The sequence below is a fragment of the Escherichia sp. MOD1-EC6300 genome (assembly GCF_002965045.1).
GTDB lineage: Bacteria > Pseudomonadota > Gammaproteobacteria > Enterobacterales > Enterobacteriaceae > Escherichia > Escherichia coli_F.
This window is the reverse complement of the sequence record NZ_PTRH01000012.1, coordinates 30,699-52,430: the sequence shown is the minus strand read 5'-3', so window position 1 is coordinate 52,430 and position 21,732 is coordinate 30,699. Positions and strand designations below refer to the sequence as shown.

Here is a 21,732-nt window from a genome sequence, read left to right as displayed (position 1 = left end):
TCCCCTTGCCCCTCTGGACACTTCTCCGAAATAAAGGCGAAAAAAAACGGGACCGATTTGGCCCCGTTCTATTTTTTAGTGAACTTACAATCTCACTGGATCAATATGCCAGATATGATCAGCGTACTCTTTGATTGTACGGTCAGAAGAGAAGTAGCCCATATTGGCAATGTTCAGCATCGCTTTTGCGGTCCACTCTTCCTGAAGCTCGTAAAGTTCGTCGACTTTATCCTGACAATCGACATAGCTGCGATAATCCGCCAGTACCTGGTAGTGATCGCCGAAGTTGATCAGCGAATCAACCAGATCGCGATAGCGCCCCGGATCTTCCGGACTGAATACACCGCTGCCGATTTGCGTCAGCACCTGATGCAGCTCCTCATCTTTCTCGTAGTATTCACGCGGTTTGTAGCCCTGACGACGCAGTTCTTCAACTTCTTCCGCCGTGTTACCAAAGATAAAGATATTGTCAGCACCGACATGATCCAGCATCTCGACGTTCGCACCGTCCAGCGTACCGATAGTCAGCGCGCCGTTAAGTGCAAACTTCATATTACTGGTGCCGGAAGCTTCCGTCCCTGCCAGAGAAATCTGTTCAGATAGATCGGCCGCCGGAATGATCAACTGTGCCAGGCTAACGCTGTAGTTCGGGATGAACACGACTTTCAGCTTGTCGCCAATCTGCGGATCGTTGTTGATCACTTTCGCTACGTCATTGATCAAATGGATAATGTGCTTCGCCATGTAATAGGCTGAAGCCGCCTTACCGCCAAAAATATTCACGCGCGGTACCCACTTCGCATCCGGGTCGGCCTTGATGCGGTTATAGCGGGTGATCACGTGCAACACATTCATCAATTGACGTTTGTATTCGTGAATACGTTTGATTTGCACATCGAACAGCGCTTTCGGATTTACCACCACATTCAGCTGCTGGGCGATATACTCCGCCAGACGCTTTTTGTTCTCCAGCTTCGCCTGATGCACCGCGTGATTAACCATTGGGAAATCACAGTGTTGTTGCAGCTCATTAAGCAGGCTAAGGTCGGTGCGCCAGTTACGGCCCAGGTGTTCGTCCAGCACAGCTGAAAGCGATGGGTTCGCTACCGCTAACCAGCGACGCGGGGTCACACCATTGGTGACATTGGTAAAACGTCCCGGGAAGATTTTCGCAAAATCAGCAAATAGCGACTGCACCATCAGGTTAGAGTGTAATTCTGATACACCGTTAACCTTGTGGCTCACCACAACCGCCAGCCAGGCCATACGCACGCGACGACCGTTGGATTCATCAATGATCGACGCCCGTCCCAGCAGGTCGGTATCGTTCGGATACTGTTCCTGTAAGGTTTTCAGGAAATAGTCGTTAATTTCAAAGATGATCTGCAGGTGACGCGGCAGAATTTTACCCAGCATATCAACCGGCCAGGTTTCCAGCGCCTCGCTCATTAGCGTGTGGTTGGTGTAGGAGAAGACCTGACAACACACTTCAAATGCGTCGTCCCAGCTAAATTGATGCTCATCAATCAGCAGACGCATCATCTCAGGAATCGACAACACCGGGTGGGTGTCGTTGAGGTGAATCGCGATTTTATCCGCCAGGTTATCGTAGGTTTTATGCAACTGATAATGGCGACTTAAAATGTCCTGGATGGTCGAAGAAACCAGGAAATATTCCTGACGCAGACGCAGTTCACGCCCGGAGTAGGTGGAGTCGTCCGGATACAGTACGCGGGATACGTTTTCGGAGTGGTTTTTATCTTCCACTGCCGCGAAGTAGTCACCCTGGTTGAATTTACCGAGGTTAATTTCGCTACTGGCTTGCGCACTCCACAAACGCAGCGTGTTGGTCGCGTCGGTGTCGTAACCTGGGATAATCTGATCGTAAGCCACTCCCAGAATCTCTTCGGTTTCGATCCAGCGCGTTTTTTTACCTTCCTGCTGAATGCGACCACCAAAACGGACTTTATAGCGCGTGTTGTGGCGTTTGAATTCCCACGGGTTACCGTATTCCAGCCAGTAGTCTGGCGACTCTTTCTGGCTACCGTTAACGATGTTCTGCTTAAACATACCGTAATCATAACGGATACCGTAACCACGCCCCGGCAACCCTAACGTCGCCAGAGAATCGAGGAAGCAAGCCGCCAGACGTCCCAGACCACCGTTACCGAGGCCCGGGTCATTTTCTTCATCAATCAGCTCTTCGAGATTTAATCCCATCGCTTCCAGTGCGCCCTGTACATCTTCGTAAATTCCTAGCGACAACATGGCGTTGGAAAGCGTACGGCCAATCAAAAATTCCATCGACAGGTAGTAAACCTGACGCGTTTCTTGCGACAACTGGGCACGGTTTGAACGTAACCAGCGCTCCACGAGACGATCGCGCACAGCAAATAATGTTGCGTTCAGCCATTCATGTTTATTGGCGACGACCGGGTCCTTGCCAATCGTAAACATCAGCTTGTAAGCGATAGAATGCTTAAGAGCTTCTACGCTAAGCGTGGGCGATGAATATGTAAACGGAGCATTCATATAGGCGTTTCCTGAAAACTATTTCAAGCGATAGTAAAGCTCACGGTACGACTTCGCCGCGACCTGCCAGCTAAAATCCATTGCCATAGCCTGACGTTGCACAAACCGCCACAGTGAAGGACGGGACCACAGTACAAAAGCACGTCGAATAGCCCGTAACAGCGACCAGGCATTACTATCTTCAAAGACAAACCCACTGGCGACGCCATCTGCAAGGTTCTCAAGAGAACAGTCAGAAACCGTATCAGCAAGCCCACCGGTGCGCCGCACTAACGGCAGCGTACCGTACTTCAATCCATAAAGTTGCGTTAAGCCGCACGGTTCAAAACGGCTGGGCACCAGAATGACGTCCGCGCCGCCCATAATGCGATGCGAAAATGCTTCGTGATAGCCAATCTGAACGCCCACTTGTCCGGGATATTCCGCGGCCGCGGCAAGGAAACCTTCCTGCAACACCGGATCACCCGCGCCGAGTAGCGCCAGCTGTCCGCCCTGCTCCAGAAGGCCTGGTAAGGCTTCCAGCACCAGGTCGAGACCTTTCTGGCTGGTCAGACGGCTCACCACTGCAAAAAGCGGCACTTTATCGTCAACCTTAAGCCCCATTGCGATTTGTAACTGGCGCTTATTCTCCGCTTTATCTTCCAACGTATCGCGGGTGTAACGCGAGGCCAACAGTAAGTCCGTCTCTGGACTCCAGATTTTTTCATCCACGCCGTTTAGTACGCCGGAAAGACGCCCTTCACGGTGACGCTGTTGCAACAGACCTTCCATACCGTAGGCAAACTGCGGTTCGGTGATCTCGCGAGCGTAGGTCGGGCTGACCGCCGTAATATGATCGGCATAGTACAGACCAGCCTTCAGGAAAGAGATTTGTCCGTTGAATTCCAGCCCATGAATATTAAAGAATGACCATGGCAATTGGATGTCATTCATGTGATGTGCATAAAACATGCCTTGATAGGCCAGGTTGTGCACAGTAAACACCGACTTCGCCGGACGCCCGCGCGCCGCCAGATACGCAGGCGCAAGGCCCGCATGCCAGTCGTGCGCATGCACCACATCAGGGCGCCAGAATGGGTCAAGCCCGCTGGCCATTTCTGCCCCAACCCACCCAAGAAGCGCAAAACGCAATACGTTGTCAGTGTAGGCAAATAAGTTGGTATCGTGATACGGGCTTCCCGGACGATCATAGAGATGCGGCGCGTCAATCAGGTAAATGCCAACCCCGTTGTAATGGCCGAACAACAGCGTGATATGCCCTGCGAAGGTATCACGGCGAGATACCACCTGCGCATCGGTTACGCCACGGCGAATATCGGGAAATGCAGGCAACAGTACGCGAGCGTCAACGCCGTCTGCGATTTGTGCTGCGGGTAATGCCCCAATAACATCAGCCAGACCGCCGGTTTTAAGCAGCGGGAACATCTCTGAACATACATGTAAAACCTGCATTATCGCTCCTGTTTATGCCCTAACTTCCGTAGCATTTCGCGCGTTACCAGCACGATGCCTTCTTCTGAACGATAGAAACGACGTGCATCTTCCTCTGCGTTTTCACCAATCACCATGCCTTCCGGAATAACACAAGCACGATCAATGACGCAGCGGCGCAGACGGCACGAGCGACCTACCCATACTTCCGGTAACAATACGGCGGAATCAATGTTGCAGAATGAATTCACGCGAACGCGCGAGAACAGAACGGACTGCACCACCACCGAACCGGAGATCACACAACCGCCGGAAACCAGTGAGTTAAGGGTCATCCCGTGGCTACCGGAGCGATCTTGCACGAATTTCGCTGGCGGTAATGATTCATTGTAGGTGCGAATTGGCCAATTGCGATCGTACATATCCAGTTCCGGCACCACTGATGCCAGATCGAGGTTCGCTTTCCAGTAAGCTTCAAGCGTACCCACATCGCGCCAGTACGGCTCGGCATCCGGGTCGGATTGTACGCAAGAGAGCGGGAACGGGTGCGCATAGGCCAGACCGGCTTCGGTGATTTTGGGAATCAAATCTTTACCAAAGTCGTGGCTGGAGTTCTCATCGCGATCGTCTTCTTCCAGCAGTTCATACAGATAGTCGGCGTCAAAGACGTAGATACCCATGCTCGCCAGAGATTTGCTCGGATCGTTCGGCATTGACGGCGGGTTAGCGGGTTTTTCAACGAATTCGATAATTTTATCGTTCTCATCAACCGCCATAACGCCAAATGCGGAGGCTTCTTCAATCGGTACAGGCATACAAGCGACGGTGCAACGTGCGCCTTTTTCGACGTGGTCGATAAGCATACGCGAGTAGTCTTGCTTGTAGATATGGTCGCCCGCCAGGATCACCACATATTCCGCTTTGTAACGGCGAATAATGTCGAGGTTTTGCGTGACCGCATCTGCGGTGCCGCGATACCAGTTTTCCCCTTTCATTCTCTGCTGCGCTGGCAACAGATCGACAAACTCGTTCATTTCTTCATTGAAGAATGACCAGCCGCGCTGAATGTGCTGCACCAGAGTATGGGACTGGTACTGGGTGATCACGCCCATACGACGGATCCCGGAGTTGATGCAGTTAGACAGTGCAAAGTCGATAATGCGGAACTTACCGCCGAAGTGTACGGCCGGTTTTGCTCGCTTATTGGTTAAATCCTTCAGGCGGGTACCACGTCCTCCCGCCAGTATCAGGGCAACAGATTTCAATGGCAGCTGGCGCGCCAACATTAAGTGATCGTTCTTCTCTAAACTAACCATGACTAACTCCTTTTTTATCATCTCTGGAACACACACAATCCGTGTGCAGGTCCCTGCCAGACAGCCGTAATCACTGGGTTATCCTCTCCAGCGAATGGGGGAATGGCGTGCCACTCCCCAGCAGGTAAAACAATCTCTGTTACCTCAAGCGTGGCGTTAATTGCGATCAAAAAGCGATCCGAGAGCAGAATTTGCAGCTGTTTCGGCCCGTTTTGCCACTCATCCGTGCTTAAAGGTTGAGCATATCGATTTAGCCAACGGACATTGCCGTCGCCTTCTTCCCACCAGCGATTCTCCACCAAAGCGGGAATGCGCTTGCGCAGATGGATTAACGCGGCGGTAAATGCGGTTAAACCACTGCTTGCCTGCGACCAGTCCAACCAGGTTAATTGATTATCCTGACAGTAGGCATTGTTATTGCCATGCTGGCTATGACCATGTTCGTCACCGGCCAGTAACATCGGCGTACCCTGGGAGAGCAACAACGTTGTTAACAGGGCGTGAATGCTGTCGCGCCGCCGTTCAACCAGGTCAAGAGTACCGCCTAATCCTTCTTTACCATGATTGTTACTGTAATTGTTGTTGGTCCCGTCGCGATTTTCTTCTCCGTTTGCTTCATTGTGTTTATGGTTGAAGCAAACGCAGTCGCGAAGCGTAAAACCGTCATGCGCGGTGACGAGATTAATCGCGGCACTCGGCAGACGACCATTACGTTTAAAAACATCGCTGGAGGCAGCAAAACGCCCGGCAAACGCCCCCAGAGGCAAATCATAATGCAGCCAGAAACGACGGGCAGCATCGCGGAAATGATCGTTCCACTCAGCAAACAGTGGCGGGAAATTTCCCACCTGATAACCACCAGGCGCAATATCCCACGGTTCGGCAATTAACTTCACCTGCGAGAGCACCGGGCAGTTCTGAATTGCGGTAAACAACGGAGCATCCTGACGGAACTCAGGCGTACGGCCCATGACTGCCGCCAGATCAAAACGGAAACCATCGACGTGGCAGGTTTCTACCCAATAACGCAGGCAGGCGCTGGCATAATCCACCACCGCCGGATGACTCAAATTGAGCGTGTTGCCACAGCCTGTCCAATTGTGATAATCACCGTCTTCTCTTATCCAATAATAGCTACGGTTGTCGATCCCACGCAGAGAGAATAACGGACCGTCGAGGTCCAGTTCCGCACTATGGTTAAGCACGATATCAAGAATGACTTCGATACCCGCTTTATGCAGTGCTTTGATTGCATCGCGAAACTCATTCAGCGCCGTTTCTGGCGAGCAGGCATACGCCGGATGCAGCGCAAACATCGCTACCGGGTTATAGCCCCAGTAGTTACTTAACCCCATACGTTGCAGGCGTGGTTCGCTGGCAAATTGTGCCACCGGCAGCAACTCCAGCGCAGTAATGCCCAACTGTTTCAAATAGTTGATCATCACCGGATGCCCCAGGGCTTTATAAGTGCCGCGGATATCGACGGGGATCTCCGGGTGCAGATACGTTAATCCTTTGACATGGGCTTCATAAATGATAGTGCTGCCCCACGGCGTGCGCGGCGGGGCATCATCCTCCCAGTCATAGTGATCAACCACCACTACACATTTCGGCGCAATGGCGGCGTTGTCGCGATAGTCAGGTTCATTATGACCTGCGTGCAGCAGCGGGTTATCTTTAAACTCCCCGTCAATTTGCCGCGCGCAAGGATCAATCAACAACTTCGCCGGGTTAAAGCGATGTCCCTCGGCGGGTCGCCAGGGGCCATGAACGCGATAACCATAACGCAAACCCGGGCGCGCATCCGGCAGATAACCGTGCCAAATGTCGCCACTGTGCCCTGGCAAGTCATAGCGATGTTCCTGGCCATTGGCGTCAAAGATACACAGTTCTACCCGCTCGGCATGAGCGGAGAAAAGTGTGAAGTTGACGCCCTGACCGTCGTAATGCGCGCCGAGGGGTGCGGGTTTGCCAATGGCGAGTTGTGTCATTCTGCCTCCCGAACCAGCCAGATAGTGGCCAGCGGTGGTAGCGTCAGGCTCAGTGAATGCTGACGACCATGGCTGGCAATCTCATCGCTGTGTACCGTGCCGCCATTGCCTGCATTACTGCCGTGATAGTGCATGGAATCGGTATTGAGGATCTCACGCCATTTACCCGGCTGGTTAATGCCGAAGCGATAATCATGACGCGGCACCGGAGTAAAGTTACTGGCAACGATGATTTCGTTACCCTCTTTATCGCGACGCACAAAGATCAGCACCGAGCGTTCTTTGTCATCCACCACCAGCCATTCAAAACCGTACGGGTCAAAATCCAGTTCATGCATCGCTTTATGGTGGCGGTAGGTGAGGTTCAGATCGCGCACCAGACGCTGGACACCGTGGTGCCAGTTATCGCCGCCTTCCAACAGATGCCAGTCGAGGCTGGCGTCATGGTTCCACTCGCGGCCCTGGGCAAATTCGTTCCCCATGAACAGCAGTTTCTTGCCCGGGAATGCCCACATCCAGCCGTAGTAGGCGCGCAGGTTAGCGAATTTCTGCCATGCGTCGCCCGGCATCCGGTCGAGAATCGATTTTTTACCGTGGACCACTTCATCATGCGACAACGGCAGGACGAAGTTTTCAGTGTAGTTGTAGAGCATCCCGAAGGTCAGTTTATCGTGATGATACTGACGATAAACCGGGTCGAGCTTCATGTAGTCCAGGGTGTCATGCATCCAGCCTAGGTTCCACTTGTACCAGAAGCCCAGACCGCCCATGTCCTGCGGACGAGAAACGCCAGGGAAATCGGTAGACTCTTCCGCCATTGTCACCGCACCGGAAACCTGCTCACCAAGAATACGGTTGGTATTACGCAAGAATTCAATCGCTTCAAGATTCTCGCGCCCGCCAAATTCGTTCGGGATCCACTCCCCCTCTTTGCGGCTGTAGTCGCGATAAATCATTGATGCCACAGCATCGACGCGCAGCGCATCAATACCAAAACGTTCGATCCAGTAAAGCGCATTACCGACAAGGAAGTTACTGACTTCACGGCGACCATAGTTGTAGATCAGCGTATTCCAGTCCTGATGGTAGCCTTCGCGCGGATCGCTGTGTTCATACAAGTTCGTGCCATCAAATTCGGCAAGCGCAAAGTCATCGGTCGGGAAGTGGCCTGGTACCCAGTCGAGAATCACGTTCAGACCAGCTGCGTGTGCGGCATCAATGAAATAACGGAAGTCGTCGCGGGTACCAAAACGGCGGGTCGGTGCATACAGGCCGGTTGGCTGATAACCCCAACTGCCATCGAACGGATGCTCGTTAATGGGCAGCAGTTCGAGGTGGGTAAAGCCCATCCATTTAGCATAAGGCACCAGTTGATCGGCCAGCTCGCGGTAGCTCAACCAGAAATTGTTGTCGGTGTGGCGACGCCAGGAGCCCAGGTGAACTTCATAAATAGAGATTGGCGCATCAAACTGATTCGCTTTTTTGCGCTCTTCAGTCTGCACAACCTTTTCCGGCAGCCCGCAAATAAGAGACGCGGTTTCCGGGCGCATTTGCGCTTCGAAGGCATAAGGGTCGGACTTCAGACGCAAGTTGCCATTGGCATCAATCATCTCGTATTTATAGAGCTGACCGTTATGCGCCCCAGGGATAAACAGTTCCCAGATGCCGCTCTCTTTACGCAGGCGCATCGGATGACGGCGACCGTCCCAGTAGTTGAATTGCCCAACCACCGAGACCCGACGGGCGTTTGGAGCCCAGACAGAAAAACGCGTACCTGTGACGCCATCCATAGTATCTGCATGCGCGCCTAAGGTTTCATATGGGCGCAGATGCGTACCTTCAGATAATAGCCAGGCATCCATTTCCTGGATTAGCGGACCAAAACGGTAAGGATCATCTATCAGGTTTTGCTGACCATGCCAGACAACAGCCAACTGATAGCGGAAAAAATTCTTACGTCGCGGAATGACACCGCTAAAGAATCCACGTGAGTCGAGACACTCCAGTTTTGCGAGTTTACGCCCGGTTTTCGGTTCAATCACCCACACATCGGTAGCGTCGGGTAAAAGGGCACGGACTTCCAGTCCCGCGGTGGTTTTATGCATCCCCAGTACGGAAAAAGGATCCGCAAAATGGCCTGCAATTAGCGCGTTAATCACGTCTCTATCGATACGATCGGACATGCTTGTCTTCCTGTTTTATTGTGTCACCCCATCCAACTGAATTTTTGACTTCTGGTTGTGACATTTTTTTGACCTGAACGGCGCAGCACTCTGTGCATCCTCTCTGCGTCGTCCTCACTTCAGGTAAGGCTGTGAATACTCATGTATTCAGCCACCCTTAAAGAATAGCCAATGCTCTATTTAACTCCCGGTAAATCATGAAACATCTGCGCTTACTCCTGTATTACGCACTAACAGGGGCGGCAACGCGCCCCAGATTTAATGAATAAAGATTACGCCAGTTGACGAAGCATCCGACGCAGCGGCTCCGCGGCCCCCCACAGCAGCTGGTCGCCCACGGTAAAGGCTGACAGGAACTCCGGTCCCATATTCAGCTTACGCAAACGGCCTACCGGCGTGGTCAGCGTGCCGGTAACGGCAGCTGGGGTTAGCTCACGCATAGTGATTTCCCGATCGTTCGGAACGACTTTCGCCCACGGATTGTGCGCAGCCAGCAGTTCTTCCACGGTCGGAATAGACACATCTTTTTTCAATTTAATAGTGAATGCCTGGCTGTGGCAGCGCAATGCCCCGACACGCACACATAAACCATCTACCGGAATTACGGAAGATGTGTTGAGGATCTTGTTGGTTTCCGCCTGCCCTTTCCACTCTTCGCGGCTCTGACCGTTATCGAGCTGTTTGTCGATCCACGGAATCAGGCTACCCGCCAGCGGCACGCCAAAGTTATCCACCGGCAGCTCACCGCTACGGGTTAAGGTTGTGACTTTGCGTTCGATATCGAGAATAGCAGAGGACGGGGTCGCGAGTTCATCTGCCACATGGCCATACAGATGGCCCATCTGGGTTAATAACTCACGCATATGTCGCGCACCACCGCCGGAAGCGGCCTGGTAGGTTGCAACGGACACCCAATCAACAAGATCATTGGCGAATAAACCACCCAACGACATCAACATCAGGCTTACGGTACAGTTACCGCCAACAAAAGTCCTGATGCCATTATTTAATCCGTCGGTAATGACGTCCTGATTGACGGGGTCAAGAATGATGATGGCGTCATCTTTCATGCGCAGAGATGATGCTGCGTCAATCCAGTAACCTTGCCATCCGCTTTCACGAAGCTTTGGATAGATTTCGTTGGTATAATCGCCGCCCTGACAGGTCACAATGATATCGAGGGCCTTTAGCGCCTCCAGATCAAAGGCATCCTGAAGTGTGTCAGTGGTTCCGCCAAAAGACGGCGCAGCCTGACCAAGCTGAGAAGTAGAAAAGAAGACAGGGCGAATGGCGTCGAAGTCGCGCTCTTCAACCATGCGTTGCATGAGAACGGAGCCGACCATACCGCGCCAGCCGATAAAACCAACATTTTTCATAAGCGTTTTTTTCCTGCAAAGATGTGTGCTGTATAAATGTGCCGGTCTCCTCGTGGCACATCTTTCACCATACAAAAAGCAGCCAAAGTCGCAAGTGAAATTAATCAATGATAGCGAAGCCATCAGTAATGCGACTTATCCTGCTTTGTTAGCACGCAGAAAGTCCGCGGCAATTATCAGGGAATTTGAGTTATGAATGAAATCATTTCTGCAGCAGTTTTATTGATCCTGATTATGGATCCGCTCGGAAACCTACCTATTTTCATGTCCGTACTGAAACATACTGAACCGAAAAGACGGCGGGCAATCATGGTGCGAGAGTTGCTTATTGCTCTCCTGGTGATGCTGGTGTTCCTGTTTGCGGGTGAGAAAATTCTGGCATTTCTTAGCCTGCGGGCAGAAACCGTCTCCATTTCTGGCGGCATCATTCTGTTTCTGATCGCCATTAAGATGATTTTCCCCAGTGCTTCAGGAAATAGCAGCGGGCTTCCGGCAGGTGAAGAGCCGTTTATCGTGCCGTTGGCAATTCCGTTAGTCGCCGGGCCGACTATTCTCGCCACGCTGATGTTGTTGTCTCATCAGTACCCAAATCAGATGGGACATCTGGTAATTGCTCTGCTACTGGCCTGGGGCGGCACCTTTGTTATCCTGCTACAGTCTTCGCTATTTTTACGTCTGCTGGGCGAGAAAGGGGTGAATGCACTTGAACGCCTGATGGGATTGATTCTGGTGATGATGGCAACTCAGATGTTCCTCGACGGCATTCGAATGTGGATGAAGGGGTAACGAGGAGAGTTTTTCGAAAAGAGCCCGGTAGCGTCACAACTACCGGGCGAACAAACTTAACTCAACAGCTGGAACGCAATCATCCCGACGATGGCACCAACGGTGCCGAGGATGGTTTCCATCATGGTCCAGGTTTTCAGCGTTTCGGCTTCGGTCGCGCCGGTAAATTTACCGAACAACCAGAAACCGGCGTCGTTAACGTGGCTGACAACAATCGAACCACCGGCGATACAAATTGACAGCGCCGCCATTTGCGCACCGGAGTAGTTCAGCTGTTCAATAACCGGCATCACCAGTCCCACCGCCGTTAAACAGGCAACGGTGGCAGAACCCTGAATGATGCGCACTGCAGCTGCCAGCACGAAGCAGGTGATGGCAATCGGCAGGCCCATGCCGGTTAACGCTTCGCCCAGCGCCGGACCTACGCCAGAGTCAACCAGCACCTGTTTGAACACGCCGCCTGCACCAATCACCAGCAGAATAATCCCCGCCGGTTGCAGCGCGTGACCGCAAATCTCCATCACTTTGTCTTTCGGCATACCCTGACGCATCGCCAGGCCGTAAATTGCTACCAGGCAAGCGACCAGAATTGCGGTAAACGGATGACCGATAAACTCGAACCATTCGTAAGCGGTAGAGCCTTCCGGCACAAAACGTGCGGCAATGGTTTTCAGCCCCACCAGCACCAGCGGCAGCAGGATCAGCGACAGGCTGAATCCGAAGGACGGCATTTTGCCTTCGCCGAGATGCGGTTCGCTGATATCGTCAGGAATATGCAGCTCCACATAGCGGCTGATGAAATTACCCCACAGCGGCCCGGCAATAATCATTCCCGGGATTGCCGCACACAGGCCAATCAGGATCATCCAGCCAAAGTCAGCATTCATCTGCGATGCCAATAGCATTGGCGCAGGCCCCGGCACCAGGAACGCCGCCGCTGCCGCCACGCCTGCGAATAATGGGATTACCAGTTTCACCAGGTTCGTACCGGTGTGGCGCGCCATTGAGAAAGCAACGCTAATCAGCAGAACAATCGCCACTTCAAAGAACAGTGGTAGCGCACAAACCAGGCCCGCAAGGCCAATGGCATAATGCGCACGACTGTGACCGAAGGATTTGAGCATTTTGACGGCAATCTGATCGACTGCGCCGGTTTCATGTAAGATCTTGCCAAACATGGCTCCCAGGGCGACAACTACCGCCAGGAAGCCGAGGGTGCCTCCCATCCCTTTTTCCATCGTCGCTGCGATTTTATCGAGCGGCATACCGGAAAAAAGGCCAGCCCCCATAGACACCACCATCAAAGCCAGGAAAGCGTGCATACGCGCCTTCATGACTAAAAACAGCAGCAGTAAAACAGACCCTACTGCTGTTAAAACAAGCGTTAATGTAGTCACTACTTATTTGCCTTTTTTAATAACCTCAATGGTGCTTGCCACAACACCTTCCAGCGGTTGATCGATATCCACCACCAGTACATCGGTTTCGTCCGCACCCGGCTCCTGCAGCGTTTCAAACTGCGTCACCAGCATTTGGGTTTTAAAGAAATGGCCTTTGCGCGCTTTCAGACGGCTTTCAATTACATCAAAATCGCCTTTCAGGTAGATGAAAGAGAGATTCGGATTACCTTCACGCAGCAGGTCGCGATAGTGCTTTTTCAGTGCAGAACAGACGATCAGCGACACTTTATTGGTGCGCTGCATGGCAAACGCGGCGTCGTTAAGCGCCTGTAACCACGGTTTGCGATCGTCGTCATTCAGCGGTTCGCCAGACGCCATTTTTTCGATATTGCAGCGCGGATGGAGGAAATCGCCATCAAGAAACGCGGCATGAAGTTGATGCGCCACTTCACTGGCGACTGCAGATTTGCCGCTGCCCGATACGCCCATCAAGACGTAAATGTGGTGATCATGGTTAGTCGTGCTCAAAGTGGTGCCCCCACAATACAAGAATCAGAAAATGTTACGGGTAACTGTTATCGGTAACATTGTCCAGCCGGACAAAAACAGAAGCAATATCCATCCGTGCCTTAAGTGTATAAGTGTGAGCTACTTCAAATTTGTGAGCTTAAATAGATCCGCCCGGTGACAAGGTGAAACCTAAATCTAACATTTTCGGTGTCACAGATTCGCCACGAATACGCGCCAGCAGGCGCTCAGCGCCAATGCTGCCCATCCGCTCACGCGGCGTCAGCACGCTCGCCAGCCGTGGCTCCATCACCTGACCAATGTCATGACCGTGGAAACCGGCAATCGCCATATCGTCAGGAACTTTCAGCCCCAGACGCTGACATTCAAACGCCGCGCCGACCGCCAGGTCATCATTAGTACAAAATACGCCATCCAACTGCGGATATTCCCGCCGCGCCTGGCGAATCAGTTCAATACCGGAAGAGTAAGAAGAAGATTGCTCGACCATCACGCTATACGGCACCAGGCCTGCATCCAGCATCGCCTGCTCATATCCCTTCTGTTTGATGATAGTACGTTCGTCGAGGCGTGCGCCGAGATAGGCAATGTGACGATGCCCGCGAGCAATAATGGCGGTGGTCATCTGGCGTGCCGCTTCAAAGTTATCAAAACCGACGGCGATATCGAGACACGGCGACTTACTGTCCATCAGCTCCACCACCGGAATACCCGCTACTTCAATCATCTTTAAGGTGCGGGGCGTGTGGGTACGTTCGGTGAGAATAAGTCCGTCGATATTCCAGGAAAGCATTGATTCGAGGCGTTCTTGCTCCATTTCCGGTTTATAACCGTAGTGCGCCAGCATCGTCTGATAACCGTGTGCGTCGGTGACGCTTTCGATACCGCGTAATACTTCAGCGAAAACCTGGTTGGTGAGTGAAGGTAACAGGACGCCAATCGCCCGGCTGGTGGCATTAGAGAGGATATCGGGCGCGCGATTGGGAATATAACCCAGTTCATCAAGAGCGGCGGCAATCTTGCCACGTAGAGCGACGGAAACCTGCTCCGGGTTGCGTAAAAAACGGCTGACCGTCATTTTGGTCACGCCAACACGGTCAGCCACATCCTGAAGTACGGGTCTTTTCTTTTTCATCGTCCTGAAGGTACAAAAGAGATAGATTCTCTTAGTTTAACACGGACGCATCAGAACCTTCCCGGAGAAAACAGTGCTTGTTTACAATAATTAGATATACACTAAATCAATTGCATCGCATTGTGCTAAAGACGCGACAAAACCCCGGTCGCGTACATCAGCACGCGACCGGGGCGAGCGATGAAGCCCGCAAAAAGGCAGGCTTCAAAAATGCCGTTAAGTTTTAAACCGGCGGCAGATCGAACAGTAACACTTCGCTGTCGCTGTCAGCGTGGATGGAGATTGCCTGCTCATCCCAGATTGCCAGACCATCGCTGGTCGAGGCTTTCACGCCGTTAATGGTAACATTGCCTTTCACCACCTGGATCCAGACGCGGCGTTCAGCGGCAATCTGATGCACCGACTGCTCATCTTTCAGCAGCGCCCAGCGGTATAGCTCCATATCCTGATGCACTTTCAATGAACCATCTCGCGCATCCGGCGAGAGCACCAGCTGTTTACCCTGTACGGCATCAAAGCGACGCTGTTCATAACGCGGCGTAATACCGTTTTCTTCTGGCATGATCCAGATCTGATACAGGTGCAGACGCTCAGTGCTGCTTGGGTTGTACTCTGAGTGACGAATACCCGTACCCGCACTCATAATCTGGAACTCGCCCGCCGGAACCTGCTCTTTATTGCCCATGCTGTCCTGGTGCTCAACAGTACCTTCCAGCACGTAGGTCAAAATTTCCATATCTTTATGCGGGTGAGTGCCGAAGCCCTGCCCTGCTTCAATCACGTCGTCGTTAATCACGCGCAGCGCGGAGAAGCCCATAAAGTTCGGGTCGTAATAGTTGGCAAAAGAGAAAGTATGCCAGGAGTCCAGCCAGCCATGATTTGCATGACCACGTTCATTTGCTTTGCGTAAGTAGATCATTTGTATTCGCCCCCTGAATGATTTCGATGGGCTTAGTGTGGACCCGATCCGCCTGGGATGATAGAGGGTGAAAATTGACCCCTCTGTTCAAAAAAATTGAACTATTTGAGGGGCCATCAAACTTACTTCGCGAGAGTCACTGTGGAGGGAGAGGCTTGCTCAAATCCGCGTTCAAGGATTTCAAGATTGGTAAGAACTTCAGATTCCTTGACGTAATTTGGTGCACCGTTGGTGATGGTTTGATACAACGCATCATAAACGCGCCCATAATCGCCCATCTCCGGCTTCATCTCTTCTCTGACCGTAACGCCCTCGTCATTGACATACTCCAGCACACCGACCGAATCATCCGCTGCGAATCCCGGCTCGCCTGGCATAATATTAGCCTTCAGGCTGGTTTCCTGCTGGTCGATACCGTATTTAATAAACGAACCTTTCTTCCCGTGAACGATAAATTTCGGATAATCGATTTTCACCAGATGGCTGGTTTTGACGATGGCTTTTAGATCGCCATAAAATAGCTGCGCTTCAAAGGTGTCGTCAGGATTGGCTTTATTACGCAGGCTGCGGATGTCATAAGCGACGTGATCCGGGCGACCGAACAGCGAGATAATCTGGTCCATCGTATGCACACCAAGGCCATAGAACGCGCCATCCTGCGGCAGCCCGGGTTTGGTTTCTGCCACCGGGCGGTAATAGTCAAAATGGCTTTCCATTTCAACAATCTCTCCCAGCTTGCCGCTTTCAATCGCTTTTTTCGCCATCAGAAAACAGGAGTCAAAGCGACGATTCTGATACGGCGTAACGGTCAGCCCTTTGCTTTTCGCCAGCGCAAACAGCTCTTTCGCCTGCGCAAGTGTCGGGGTGAACGGTTTTTCGACCAGCACATTTTTCCCGGCTTCCAGCGCGCGTTTCGCGTACTCGAAGTGGCTGTCCGCATGAGTGCAGACGACAATCAACTTAACGTCGGGATCGTTTAGCACTTCGTCGAGATCGCTGGTGAAATGAATATGGGAATAAATGGGAGCCTGTTCTTCCGGCTTCGCATGGCGGCGAAAAATATGCGCGACATGCCAGCTATCCTTGCGGTTAAGTACATACGGCAGATGGTAACGGGTGGTGCTTTTGCCGAAGCCAATAAAGGCGCAGTTGATGACCATGATTTCGTCCTTTTTAAGGTGGTTATTTACACCTTAGCGCAAAGCGGACGCGGTTCCTACAGGAGTGCGCATAACAAACACAAGCACTTCCCGTGGATAAATTGAGAACGAAAGGTCAAAAAAAAAAGCCAGCACCCGGCTGGCTAAGTAATACTGGAAGCAATGTGAGCAATGTCGTGCTTTCAGGTTCTCCGCGAGGGTCTTCCTGATCGCGAGACAATAATAATCATTCTCATTCGCACTTGTCCAACACTTTTTGCAAAAAAATGCATTTGACTCGTATGTGAAAGTCAATGATGTTGAAAGGGACATTTACCCCAAAGAGGACAAAGGAATGAGTGAGATAGTAATACGCCACGCAGAAACACGGGATTACGAGGCCATCAGGCAGATTCACGCCCAACCGGAGGTGTATTACAACACGCTACAACTACCTCATCCTTCGGAAGGCTGGTGGCCAGAAAGATTGAAAGATCGCCAGGGATTTAAACAACTGGTTGCCTGCATTGATAGTATCGTGGTGGGTCATCTTTTCGTGGAAGCTTATCAAGGCCCACGTCGCAGTCATGTTGCAACTTTTGGTATCTGTGTTGACTCCCGCTGGCACAACCGTGGCATCGCCAGCGCCCTGATCCGCGAATTGATTGAAATGTGCGACAACTGGTTACGGATAGATCGTATTGAGTTGACGGTGTTTGCGGATAACGCCCCAGCAATCGCAGTCTATAAAAAATTCGGATTTCTCATAGAAGGTACCGGCAAAAATTACGCTTTTCGTAATGGCGAATATGTCGATGCGTATTATATGGCGCGGGTGAAATAGAGAATTTGTAATCTAAAAGCCCTCACCTACCGGGAGAGGGCTTAAGATATTAATACCCCGCCGTTAAATCATCTACCGAACGTGGGTCGGATGCGCCGTATAACTCACCGTCCGGCCCAACCATAATACTTTGCGTACTGCCCATCGCCTCTTTTAGCGCCACTTTCTGACCTTTTGCTTCCAGCAGCTTGAGCGTATCCGGGCTAAATCCTTTCTCGACACGCAGCTCGTCCGGCAGCCACTGATGGTGGAAACGCGGCGCATTGGTCGCTTCGGCGACATTCATGCCATAATCGATGCTGTTCACCACCATTTGCAGCACAGTGGTGATAATCCGGCTACCACCTGGGCTTCCGGTCACCAGCCAGGTTTTTCCGTCTTTCACCACAATGGTTGGTGACATCGATGACAGCGGACGTTTATTCGGCCCGACGGCGTTGGCATCGCCGCCCACCAGCCCGTAAACGTTCGGTACGCCTGGTTTGGCGGAGAAATCATCCATCTGGTTATTGAGCAAAATACCGCTCTCGCCCGCGACAATGCCCGTACCGAAGGTGGTGTTCAGCGTATAAGTCACCGCCACGGCGTTACCGTCTTTATCCACCACTGAGTAATGGGTAGTTTGATTACTCTCATAAGGCGCAAGCTTGCCAGGACGAATTTCGCTGGATGGCTTCGCTTTATTGATATCGATTTGATCGGCAATAGATTTGGCATAGGCTTTATTGGTCAGCGCCTGCCACGGTACTTTGACAAAATCCGGGTCGCCAAGATATTCCGAGCGATCGGCGTAGGCATGTTTCTCCGCTTCTGCCATGATTTGCATCGCGTCGGCGCTGCCAAAGCCGTATTTCTGCATATCGAAGTTTTCCAGAATATTGAGGATCTGCACGATATGGATCCCGCCGGAAGATGGCGGTGGCATGGAGTAAACCTGATACCCGCGATAATCGCCACTTATTGGTGTACGTTCGACCGCTTTATAGGCCGCTAAATCTTCTTTAGTGATCAAGCCACCGTTTTTCTGCATCTCCTGGGCGATCTGTTCCGCTATCGTGCCTTTGTAGAATTCATCCGGGCCGTTTTCGGCAATCATCTCCAGGCTCTTTGCCAGATTCGTCTGTACCAGCTTGTCGCCCTTTTTCAGCGGTTCGCCCTCTTTCCAGAAGATAGCTTTGCTGTTTTCGTGATTTGGTAGCACTTCACTGCCGTAGGTTTTGAGATCGTCTGCCAGCGCATCGTTAACGATAAAACCATCGCGTGCCAGTTTAAACGCAGGCTGCACAACTTTGTTCAGCGGCATGGTGCCGTATTTCTCCAGCGCCAACGAGAAGCCCGCTACCGTACCGGGTGTGCCAGAAGCAAGATGCGAAGTGAGAGATTTTTTGCTGTCCGGGTTGCCCTGATCATCAAGGAACATATCGCGGGTCGCTTTGGCGGGTGCCATTTCGCGGAAATCGATGGCGGTGGTATTGCCATCTTTAGTGCGGATCAGCATAAAACCGCCGCCGCCCAGATTCCCTGCCTGCGGATGCGTTACCGCCAGCGCGTAGCCCACTGCCACGGCAGCATCAACGGCATTCCCGCCCTGTTTAAGGATATCTACCCCCACCTGAGTGGCAGTGGCGTCCACAGATGCTACCATCCCCTGCTTCGCGCGTACCGGATGGAAGACATCCTCCTCCACGCCATACGAGACTGGCGGCGGCGCAGGTGGCGCGGCGACAGCACTAAAACAACTTCCTGTGAGCAGAGCAGCAATAGCCACCCGGCGTAAAAACGTCGGTTTTATCATCGTTATACTCCAGAGATTAAGGGGCAACCCCAGCTAAGCCTGGTATATAACTCTGAATTAATCCTGATGATTGCAGGAAAGGAGTAAACTTAAAGAATATCTTCAGAGGAGGATACGCGATGAAACGACTTCTGCTTTTGACGGCACTCCTGCCTTTTGTCGGCTTTGCACAGCCCATTAACACTCTGAACAACCCTAACCAGCCGGGGTATCAGATCCCCAGCCAGCAGCGAATGCAAACTCAAATGCAAACGCAGCAAATCCAGCAAAAAGGGATGCTGAATCAGCAACTGAAAACGCAAACACAGTTGCAACAGCAGCATTTAGAAAACCAGATAAACAGTAACTCGCAGCGGGTATTGCAGTCACAGCCGGGGGAGCAAAATCCCGCCCGGCAGCAAATGCTGCCCAACACCAACGGCGGGATGTTAAACAGCAACCGTAATCCGGATAGTTCGTTGAATCAGCAGCATATGTTGCCAGAGAGAAGAAACGGCGACATGCTGAATCCGCCCAGCACGCCGCAGCCTGATATTCCGTTGAAAACTATTGGGCCGTAAAGTTCGGGCCAATCACATCAATCGCATCGGTACAGATGCAATCCACGCCCCAGCGCAGCAACTCTGCCGCGCGCTGGGGTTTGTTGACGGTATAAACCAGAATCCGTAATCCAGCGTCTTTCAACTGCATCACTCGCGCTTTATCGAGCAACTTATGATTGAGATGAATAGAGACGCAGCCCAGCCGCGTGGTCAGTTCGCGCCAGTCGTCGCGCCACTCATCCAGCAACAAACCGCGCGGCAGTTCCGGTGCAGCCTGGTGTGCGGCGTCTAAAGCATCAATCTCAAACGATGACAGCAGCGGCGGCGTCATACCAGCCCACAGTTCGCGCGCCGCCAGCGATACCATTTTGCCCGTTAATGGACCAGTGCCAGTGGTGGGTTTGATTTCAATATTTGCCATCATCCCATGTTCACGGCAGCGTTCCGCCACCTGCGAAAGCAACGGCAGCGGCTCACCTTTAAACGCTTTGCTGTACCAACTGCCTGCATCCACGCGCAGTAAATCCTGCCAGTTCAGATCGCCCGCGACGCCCCAGCCGTTGCTGGTGCGTTCGAGATTATCGTCATGCAGCAGGAAGATCTCACCATCTTTCGATAACTTCGCGTCAAATTCGATCATCTTATGACCGTATTTTGCCCCAACGTCGATTGCCGCCAGGGTGTTTTCCGGGGCCAGTTTACCGCCGCCACGGTGGGCGACGATGCGGGGATAAGGCCAGTTACTCATACTCGTTGTCCTGTTTCACCATCAAAAAGATGCAGCTGATTTTCCGGCAGATGCAGCCACAGCGTGCTGCCTGTCGTCGGGCGCTCCTGATGCGCCAGTCGCACCACCAGCTTCTGTTCGCCCCAGCGTCCGTGCGCCAGGTTATCTGCGCCGAGGATCTCCAGCGTGTCCATCACCAGCGGTATGCCGCCTTCTGCCTGCGAGCTTAACGCAATATGTTCCGGGCGAATGCCAAGAGTCATTTTACGCCCGGCATACTGACGGTAGCCACCGTTTAGCGGTAGCGCGATACCGCCATCCAGTTCGAAATGCGTGCCTTCGTTATTCACGCGGCCTGTCAGCAGGTTCATCGCCGGACTACCGATAAAACTCGCCACAAACAGGCTGGCGGGCTTTTCGTAGACTTCAACTGGTGTGCCAATCTGTTCAGCAATGCCGCCGTTCATCACCATTACCCGCTGAGCGAGCGTCATCGCCTCAACCTGATCGTGAGTAACGTAGAGTGAAGTCGTTTTCAGGCGACGGTGCAGTTGTTGCAGCTCAAGGCGCATCTGCACGCGCAGCTTGGCGTCGAGGTTAGAGAGCGGCTCATCAAACAGGAACACCGCCGGATCGCGCACAATCGCGCGGCCCATCGCTACACGCTGACGCTGACCGCCAGAAAGCTCACGCGGACGACGCTTGAGCAGGCCATCCAGCTCCAGAATACGCGCCGCTTCTTTAACACGTTCGGCAATTTGTTGCTTGCCCATGCCGCGAATTTTCAGCCCCCACGCCATGTTTTCTTCGACACTCATATGCGGATAAAGCGCGTAGTTCTGGAACACCATCGCAATCCCGCGATCTTTCGGCTCCATTTCGGTCACGCGTTGGTCGTTAATCCAGATATCGCCTTCGGTGACCCGCTCCAGCCCGGCAACCATGCGCAGCAGCGTGGATTTCCCGCAGCCAGACGGCCCGACCATCACGATAAATTCGCCATCCGCCACATCAAGGGTCAGGGGTTTAATGACCTGGGTTTTGCCATCCCAGCTTTTGGTTACTGCCTGTAATTTCAGTCCTGCCAT

Annotated in this window: 17 protein-coding genes; 3 read left to right on the top strand and 14 right to left on the bottom strand. The window is 52.4% G+C overall.

Translation table 11 applies throughout. The features are described from left to right. Nucleotides 1-84: 84 nt before the first annotated feature. From glgP to asd, 6 genes are all read right to left on the bottom strand, one after another. Nucleotides 85-2,532 carry a glycogen phosphorylase gene (glgP, locus tag BGE37_RS17700; RefSeq protein ID WP_000993449.1) on the bottom strand — a complete coding sequence of 816 codons (2,448 nt, stop codon included), beginning with the start codon at nucleotides 2,530-2,532 and terminating at the stop codon, nucleotides 85-87. Between the two features lie 18 nt (nucleotides 2,533-2,550). Then, complete coding sequence (glgA, locus tag BGE37_RS17695) at nucleotides 2,551-3,984, bottom strand: glycogen synthase GlgA (protein WP_001197646.1); 1,434 nt, start codon at nucleotides 3,982-3,984, stop codon at nucleotides 2,551-2,553. After that, a complete protein-coding gene (glgC, locus tag BGE37_RS17690; RefSeq protein WP_000253975.1) occupies nucleotides 3,984-5,279 on the bottom strand; it encodes a glucose-1-phosphate adenylyltransferase in 1,296 nt (431 codons plus the stop codon). The genes glgA and glgC overlap by 1 nt, the downstream gene beginning before the upstream one ends. 17 nt (nucleotides 5,280-5,296) lie before the next feature. Next, nucleotides 5,297-7,270 (bottom strand): glycogen debranching protein GlgX, encoded by a 1,974-nt coding sequence (glgX, locus tag BGE37_RS17685; protein WP_000192514.1) that lies wholly within the window; start codon nucleotides 7,268-7,270, stop codon nucleotides 5,297-5,299. Next, nucleotides 7,267-9,453 carry a 1,4-alpha-glucan branching enzyme gene (glgB, locus tag BGE37_RS17680; RefSeq protein ID WP_001283726.1) on the bottom strand — a complete coding sequence of 729 codons (2,187 nt, stop codon included), beginning with the start codon at nucleotides 9,451-9,453 and terminating at the stop codon, nucleotides 7,267-7,269. The genes glgX and glgB overlap by 4 nt, the downstream gene beginning before the upstream one ends. A gap of 272 nt (nucleotides 9,454-9,725) precedes the next feature. After that, a complete protein-coding gene (asd, locus tag BGE37_RS17675; protein ID WP_000799946.1) occupies nucleotides 9,726-10,829 on the bottom strand; it encodes an aspartate-semialdehyde dehydrogenase in 1,104 nt (367 codons plus the stop codon). Between the two features lie 192 nt (nucleotides 10,830-11,021). Between asd and yhgN the strand changes: the two genes are divergently transcribed. Continuing rightward, nucleotides 11,022-11,615: an NAAT family transporter YhgN gene (gene yhgN / locus BGE37_RS17670; protein WP_001002544.1), complete on the top strand. Its 594-nt coding sequence runs from the start codon at nucleotides 11,022-11,024 to the stop codon at nucleotides 11,613-11,615. Between the two features lie 56 nt (nucleotides 11,616-11,671). On the opposite strand, the gene gntU is transcribed toward yhgN, so the two are convergent. From gntU to BGE37_RS17645, 5 genes are all read right to left on the bottom strand, one after another. Continuing rightward, complete coding sequence (gntU, locus tag BGE37_RS17665) at nucleotides 11,672-13,012, bottom strand: gluconate transporter (RefSeq protein WP_000210111.1); 1,341 nt, start codon at nucleotides 13,010-13,012, stop codon at nucleotides 11,672-11,674. A gap of 3 nt (nucleotides 13,013-13,015) precedes the next feature. Further along, on the bottom strand, nucleotides 13,016-13,543 hold the full coding sequence (gene gntK, locus BGE37_RS17660; protein ID WP_000108320.1) for a gluconokinase: 528 nt from the start codon (nucleotides 13,541-13,543) through the stop codon (nucleotides 13,016-13,018). A gap of 139 nt (nucleotides 13,544-13,682) precedes the next feature. Next, nucleotides 13,683-14,678, bottom strand: a complete 996-nt coding sequence (gene gntR / locus BGE37_RS17655; RefSeq protein WP_000730252.1) for a gluconate operon transcriptional repressor GntR — start codon at nucleotides 14,676-14,678, stop codon at nucleotides 13,683-13,685. Nucleotides 14,679-14,901: 223 nt separating this feature from the next. Then, nucleotides 14,902-15,597: a quercetin 2,3-dioxygenase gene (yhhW, locus tag BGE37_RS17650; protein WP_000639811.1), complete on the bottom strand. Its 696-nt coding sequence runs from the start codon at nucleotides 15,595-15,597 to the stop codon at nucleotides 14,902-14,904. A gap of 122 nt (nucleotides 15,598-15,719) precedes the next feature. Next, nucleotides 15,720-16,757 carry an oxidoreductase gene (locus BGE37_RS17645; protein WP_105288270.1) on the bottom strand — a complete coding sequence of 346 codons (1,038 nt, stop codon included), beginning with the start codon at nucleotides 16,755-16,757 and terminating at the stop codon, nucleotides 15,720-15,722. A 334-nt stretch (nucleotides 16,758-17,091) separates the two neighbouring features. On the opposite strand from BGE37_RS17645, the gene yhhY reads away from it, so the two are divergent. Continuing rightward, nucleotides 17,092-17,580 (top strand): N-acetyltransferase, encoded by a 489-nt coding sequence (gene yhhY / locus BGE37_RS17635; protein ID WP_001355005.1) that lies wholly within the window; start codon nucleotides 17,092-17,094, stop codon nucleotides 17,578-17,580. Nucleotides 17,581-17,629: 49 nt separating this feature from the next. Here the strand turns inward: yhhY and ggt are convergent, their stop codons facing one another. Continuing rightward, entirely contained in the window at nucleotides 17,630-19,375 is a 1,746-nt protein-coding gene (gene ggt, locus BGE37_RS17630; RefSeq protein WP_105288269.1) for a gamma-glutamyltransferase, read from the bottom strand. Between the two features lie 119 nt (nucleotides 19,376-19,494). Between ggt and BGE37_RS17625 the strand changes: the two genes are divergently transcribed. Next, nucleotides 19,495-19,935, top strand: a complete 441-nt coding sequence (locus tag BGE37_RS17625) for a DUF2756 family protein (protein WP_032185337.1) — start codon at nucleotides 19,495-19,497, stop codon at nucleotides 19,933-19,935. Here BGE37_RS17625 and ugpQ read toward each other — a convergent pair. Both ugpQ and ugpC read right to left on the bottom strand, forming a co-directional pair. Further along, on the bottom strand, nucleotides 19,922-20,665 hold the full coding sequence (gene ugpQ / locus BGE37_RS17620; RefSeq protein WP_105288268.1) for a glycerophosphodiester phosphodiesterase: 744 nt from the start codon (nucleotides 20,663-20,665) through the stop codon (nucleotides 19,922-19,924). The genes BGE37_RS17625 and ugpQ overlap by 14 nt on opposite strands. Continuing rightward, nucleotides 20,662-21,732: a sn-glycerol 3-phosphate ABC transporter ATP binding protein UgpC gene (ugpC, locus tag BGE37_RS17615; protein WP_032185338.1), complete on the bottom strand. Its 1,071-nt coding sequence runs from the start codon at nucleotides 21,730-21,732 to the stop codon at nucleotides 20,662-20,664. The genes ugpQ and ugpC overlap by 4 nt, the downstream gene beginning before the upstream one ends.

Excerpts from the sequence above, each read along its gene's own strand:
- gntR (WP_000730252.1), bottom strand. The coding sequence starts at position 14,678 with ATGAAAAAGAAAAGACCCGTACTTCAGGATGTGGCTGACCGTGTTGGC.
- BGE37_RS17645 (WP_105288270.1), bottom strand. The coding sequence starts at position 16,757 with ATGGTCATCAACTGCGCCTTTATTGGCTTCGGCAAAAGCACCACCCGT.
- yhhW (WP_000639811.1), bottom strand. The coding sequence starts at position 15,597 with ATGATCTACTTACGCAAAGCAAATGAACGTGGTCATGCAAATCATGGC.
- glgP (WP_000993449.1), bottom strand. The coding sequence starts at position 2,532 with ATGAATGCTCCGTTTACATATTCATCGCCCACGCTTAGCGTAGAAGCT.
- glgB (WP_001283726.1), bottom strand. The coding sequence starts at position 9,453 with ATGTCCGATCGTATCGATAGAGACGTGATTAACGCGCTAATTGCAGGC.
- glgC (WP_000253975.1), bottom strand. The coding sequence starts at position 5,279 with ATGGTTAGTTTAGAGAAGAACGATCACTTAATGTTGGCGCGCCAGCTG.
- yhgN (WP_001002544.1), top strand. The coding sequence starts at position 11,022 with ATGAATGAAATCATTTCTGCAGCAGTTTTATTGATCCTGATTATGGAT.
- ugpC (WP_032185338.1), bottom strand. The coding sequence starts at position 21,732 with ATGGCAGGACTGAAATTACAGGCAGTAACCAAAAGCTGGGATGGCAAA.
- BGE37_RS17625 (WP_032185337.1), top strand. The coding sequence starts at position 19,495 with ATGAAACGACTTCTGCTTTTGACGGCACTCCTGCCTTTTGTCGGCTTT.
- ugpQ (WP_105288268.1), bottom strand. The coding sequence starts at position 20,665 with ATGAGTAACTGGCCTTATCCCCGCATCGTCGCCCACCGTGGCGGCGGT.
- glgA (WP_001197646.1), bottom strand. The coding sequence starts at position 3,984 with ATGCAGGTTTTACATGTATGTTCAGAGATGTTCCCGCTGCTTAAAACC.
- ggt (WP_105288269.1), bottom strand. The coding sequence starts at position 19,375 with ATGATAAAACCGACGTTTTTACGCCGGGTGGCTATTGCTGCTCTGCTC.
- yhhY (WP_001355005.1), top strand. The coding sequence starts at position 17,092 with ATGAGTGAGATAGTAATACGCCACGCAGAAACACGGGATTACGAGGCC.
- glgX (WP_000192514.1), bottom strand. The coding sequence starts at position 7,270 with ATGACACAACTCGCCATTGGCAAACCCGCACCCCTCGGCGCGCATTAC.
- asd (WP_000799946.1), bottom strand. The coding sequence starts at position 10,829 with ATGAAAAATGTTGGTTTTATCGGCTGGCGCGGTATGGTCGGCTCCGTT.